This is a genomic window from Mesotoga infera, assembly GCA_011045915.1.
Taxonomy (GTDB): domain Bacteria; phylum Thermotogota; class Thermotogae; order Petrotogales; family Kosmotogaceae; genus Mesotoga; species Mesotoga infera_D.
This window is the reverse complement of record DSBT01000332.1, coordinates 1-4,691: the sequence shown is the minus strand read 5'-3', so window position 1 is coordinate 4,691 and position 4,691 is coordinate 1. Positions and strand designations below refer to the sequence as shown.

Annotated in this window: 4 protein-coding genes; 1 reads left to right on the top strand and 3 read right to left on the bottom strand. The window is 49.1% G+C overall.

Going from position 1 to position 4,691, the window contains the following annotated elements; genetic code table 11:
- Positions 1–333 precede the first annotated feature (333 nt).
- Genes ENN47_10785 through ENN47_10775 form a run of 3 tightly spaced genes read right to left on the bottom strand, consistent with a single transcriptional unit; the run spans position 334 to position 1,911 of the window.
- Positions 334–657, bottom strand: coding sequence for a dinitrogenase iron-molybdenum cofactor biosynthesis protein (locus ENN47_10785; GenBank protein HDP78643.1), 324 nt, complete (start codon positions 655–657; stop codon positions 334–336).
- Between the two features lie 3 nt (positions 658–660).
- Complete coding sequence (locus ENN47_10780) at positions 661–1,620, bottom strand: radical SAM protein (GenBank protein HDP78642.1); 960 nt, start codon at positions 1,618–1,620, stop codon at positions 661–663.
- A gap of 21 nt (positions 1,621–1,641) precedes the next feature.
- On the bottom strand, positions 1,642–1,911 hold the full coding sequence (locus ENN47_10775) for a 4Fe-4S dicluster domain-containing protein (protein ID HDP78641.1): 270 nt from the start codon (positions 1,909–1,911) through the stop codon (positions 1,642–1,644).
- A 240-nt stretch (positions 1,912–2,151) separates the two neighbouring features.
- Between ENN47_10775 and ENN47_10770 the strand changes: the two genes are divergently transcribed.
- Positions 2,152–3,933, top strand: a complete 1,782-nt coding sequence (locus tag ENN47_10770) for a transporter substrate-binding domain-containing protein (protein ID HDP78640.1) — start codon at positions 2,152–2,154, stop codon at positions 3,931–3,933.
- Positions 3,934–4,691 lie beyond the last annotated feature (758 nt).

The window sequence follows — 4,691 nt, the reverse complement described above, 5'->3', positions numbered from 1 at the left end:
TCCCGCCTTTTCCCGTAACGTTCACTACCATGGCTCTTTACCACAGCAGCTTACGGCGGTTTGAAGCCTCCACCTGCATGACGGCTTCGAGGGGCCCTCCCTCATCTTCGACTAAGCACGGCTAGAAGTCTCCTTCTTCGCCTTCTTGGCACACCGCAACTCGGAACAGGCAACTTGCAACTGCTGCTCTTCCCGGAGAACGGTGGACCGCTGACGGTCAACGTGGTTTCATCAGCGCACAGCGGATCTTTTTTGACCGCGAAGCGGAACTGGTTTTTGCGAGGCAAAGACTGACCGCACTAAGCGCTACTGGCTGTAACGGAGCCACCAACATTATTTTTTGAGATACGCCTTCAATGCCTCGTCGATCGTCATCGGCTCCAGAATCACCGGCTCGTAGTCCATTTCGGCAAGTTTTTTCAGAGACCGCTCTCCCATAGCCGCCCCGATCCATACAGGGCAGTCACCGATAACCTGGAGGATCTCGGCGAGTTCTGCATGCTTATGATTCTCGAAATAAGGATTAGGCCTTGCTTCCAGCTTGACGGCGCATTTGCCTTCGTCAAGCTCGTAAATATCATAGTATCTTGACTGCCCGAAGTGGTCGTCGTTCAATTTGAAGCCGTCATTGGTCCCGATTGCGATTAACTTTCCCATCTCTCATCCTCCCGATCGTCTTCCTGCAAGGATGTATCTGTAGAAGTCCTTCCCGCGATAGGAGTTCTTCTCGACGTTCGGATTCCTGCTAAGTCTCTCCAGAAGAAATCCGACCGATTCCTCTCTAAACTGCGATTCAATGAAGCTCCTTATGTCTTTCTCCGACATTGGATGCCGCTTGATGATCTCGATCACTGCATCCAGCGCTCTTTTCTCAGAGGTGGTGAAGCTGCTGACAGGGAGATTCTCGATACTCTCAGCCTTCAGGAGGGCGCGGGCATATCTGAGCGTCTCTTCTTCAGGTATTTCTACATTTTCTTCTGCCGGTGGCCTGGCAGGAACATTTATATAGACTCTTGCCGGGGCCAGCAGTTCGATCCTATTCTTCAGTTCTCCCAGAAATCTGTCGCTGTCGTTGTAATCTTTTACGAGCATTACTTCCAGCCAGATTTCACCTTTGAACTCCTTCGAAAATTCGAGCAAACCATTGTATACTCTTTCGTACCTTAGCTTTCCAAAGGGTCTGTTTATTTTTCTGAAGCTTTCCTTATCGATGGCATCGAGGGTCGGCATCACAATATCGAAATCCATTATCTCTTCTCTCAATGATCTCTCAAATAAAAGAGAGCCATTTGTGATTAACACAAGAGGCTTGGCTGTCAATTCTCTTAGTCCATTCACTATGGAATCCAAGGGCTTGTACAGAGTCGGTTCGCCTTCTCCAACAACCGTCACAACATCGAAAGAATCCTTGCCGTATTCTTCTATGAAGCTTCTAGCCTCATTCAAGATTTCCTCCGGAGGATAGAAGGTCTGCCTGGCATTGGTCATGTTATTCGTTCTGCCGAGCTGGCAGTAAATGCACGAGTAATTGCATGTCTTGAACGGTATCGTACAGACCCCTAGAGATCTGCCAAGTCTTCTTGAAGGCACCACTCCGTATACATGGCTCAAACGAATCACTTCCCTAACGGTATTGTTTGGCTATCTTCCTCCCTGTCCTCCCATGCCCTTTCCCTGCCCGCCTCCGCGTTTGAGACCCATTCCTCCACCTCTACCCGATCGAAGAGAGGGATTCTCGGAGTTAGGCCTTATGGCATTTACGGGGCAAGCACTGAAACACTTTCCACATCTGGTGCAAAGCCCGTTGTTAATAAATGCCTTGCCCGCCTTCATTACGATTGCTCCTTCCACCGGACAGGCTTTGATACAAAGTCCGCATCCGGTGCACATATCTTCTCTCACCCAAGGCAATATAGACATCTCCTTTTTCGTTATATATGTTTATTGCATATATATTATATCACCTTAAAATCCCATTTTACAAATCTCCGGAATACTCAGACGTACATCCTGAAAAGAAGCTGCTTCCAAAAACTGTCCGGTGAGACGACCACTTGCCTTTAAGCTTCGCCACTATTCATTGTTGCTTGTGAAACGTGAGATTTCGTCTAGAATAGGAATCATAACACACTCAATTGGAGGTGCAGAAAAGTGAAATCTTCTATTTCCAAGAAAGTCGTCTTTTCCATTATCCTTGTTCTCTTTCTCTCGGCTGTTACTCTGGCCCAGTCTATTACCTTTCTTGTCAATCCCGATTACGATCCCTTCAGTTACCTGGATGAAGGCCATCTGAAGGGCTTCCTCGTCGATCTGATCGGATCGCTGGAAAGCGAAACGGGCATCGACGTCGAGATGAGACCCGTCAAATTCGACGAAGCCCTCGAGATGTTACAGGGCGAAGGGAGATACTGCATTCCCTCTCTTGTCTTCACAACCCAGAGAAAAGCTCTTTATCAGTGGGTGGGCCCCGTTGCCATAACGAACACTTACATTTACACGACGAAAGAGACGACCGTTGATTTCAGCTCCCTCGAAGATGCGAGAAATGCAAACTCGGTGGGTGTGGTAGGCGAATACTATTCACACAAACTCTTAGAGGAACAGGGATTCGACAACCTAATCATTTTTGAAGACGAGGAGTCGTTGCTCGGTGCCCTATTTGACGGGGAAATCGACCTCGCGCCCTTCAACTCGGCAGTTCTGCGACAGCTACTCCAGAAAGAACAGGCCTCTAATCTTCCCGCGCCCACAGTTGCGATCGACTTGGACATGACATACCTAGGTTTCTCGAAGGACGTCCCCTCTGAAATCGTGAGCGCATTCCAGAAGGCTCTCGACGGTCTCAAGAGCTCCGGCTCCTTCTCCGAGTTATACGCCGAGTGGTTCCCCGGACAACCCGTTCCCGGCATCTACACCTTCCTGACCGAGGAGTACCCGCCCGTCACCTTCAGGGGCGAAGACGGAGAACCGACCGGCTTCGTCACGGAGATGGTGAAAGAGATCCTGCGTAGGAACGATATGTCCGGAGAGATTCTTATAGTCCCATGGTCCATCGGCTATGAACTGGCCTCGAATCTGCCGAACGTCTTCCTCTTCAGCATGGACCAGACCGAACAGCGAAGAGATAAGTTCGAGTGGATCGGACCGGTGGGAAAGAACACCGCCTACCTCTACGCCCGCAAAGAAACAGTCGCCCCAGCTACAGACCTCGAGTCCGCAAAAGAGGTCAAGTCAATAGGCACGACGACGAACTGGTGGACGGAGCAGCTACTGAAGGAGATGGGCTTCGAGAACCTCGTGAGCTCTCTCGATCCTCTCGACACCGTCGTACAGCTTTTCGAAGGCGAGACAGATTTGGCAGTCTTCACCGACCTCACTGTCGGCGAGCTCGTCAAGAACGCGGGCTACAGCATGGACGACCTGGAAGCCCTTATTGAGCTTCAGACAAACTACTTCTACATCGCAGCTTCGAAGGGAACGAACTTCGGGATGATTCTGAGCTTCCAGAAGACTCTCGACGAAATGAAGCGCGACGGAAGCTTCGAAGAAACAATCAGAGAGTTCGTGCCGAACATGCTCGTGACATCGCTGCTCTGGAATTCCTCCCAGCTCGATGTGAAGGGTCTTCGAACCTCCATGAACACCCTCTCCGTAGGCGAGATAGCTACCATGGAACTCCAGGAGAACGGCTCCACCGGCTATATCTGGGACGTAAAGATAACCAATCCAAACGTCGTTTCGCTGATCTACGAGGGCTCGATCTTCGAAAGGAAGTTCCTTGACGATTCCGAACTCGTGGGAGCGCCTTATAATGTCCAGTGGGTATTCGAAGCCCAGCAACCTGGCGAGACAGTTGTCATATTCTCCCTCAGACGCCCCTGGGAGAGCGTCCATCCAATACAGACCTTTGCGATAAACATAGTAGTCGAGTAAAAACGAAACATCCATGATCATAGTGGCAGGAAGGCCGCAAACGCCTTCCTGCCTTTGGGGTGTGTGTGTTGCAGTTGCAAGTTGCAGAAATCAAGTTAGCCGTAAACAGTTCACCGTTCTCCGGAAAGAATCAGTTCCAAGTTCTATGTTGTAAGTTGCAAGAATAAGAGTCACCAAGTGCTTTCTAGGAACGTCCTCCAGCCGGCTAAAACAAGTATCCGTTCAATGACATGATCAATATCACTAAAGAGGTCAGAGCTTAATAGACTCAGACTCCATTTTCACACTAAACGAGAAATCGAAGACAAAAAGCCAGTGAGGATAATCCTAAGGACAGAAAAGAAAGGTTAAGCGGAGCCTTTTTCCTGCTCCGCCCACGGGGACACCCCCATGCAATGAGATTATATGACATCCTTAGGAGAAAGTGATCGACAATAAAAGAAGATGCGTGTTGCACGACCATAATGAAGCGTCACTCGGTGTTTTCCATGGAAAGGAACATACTCGATTTTCTGGATCAAGTGAGCTCGCATTTTCTCCACGATTGGAGATTGGTTTGTCAGATAAAGTCCTGAGAAAAGCCAATATAGCAAGAAACGGAAATGAAAGTTAGAATGCTGCCTCTCCGATGTTTTAAGAAGCCCAATTAATGAGATTTATAGACGTTCTTAGATGAAGCCATACCGATTGAGGAAAGTCTCTTGTTGCTCGCCCTTGCGATTCAGCTTTGCTATTAGCAAACGTTCACTCAGTAGTAT

What these genes read in the sequence shown, in the direction of transcription:
- ENN47_10785 (HDP78643.1), bottom strand. Translation starts at nt 657, where the DNA reads ATGGGAAAGTTAATCGCAATCGGGACCAATGACGGCTTCAAATTGAAC.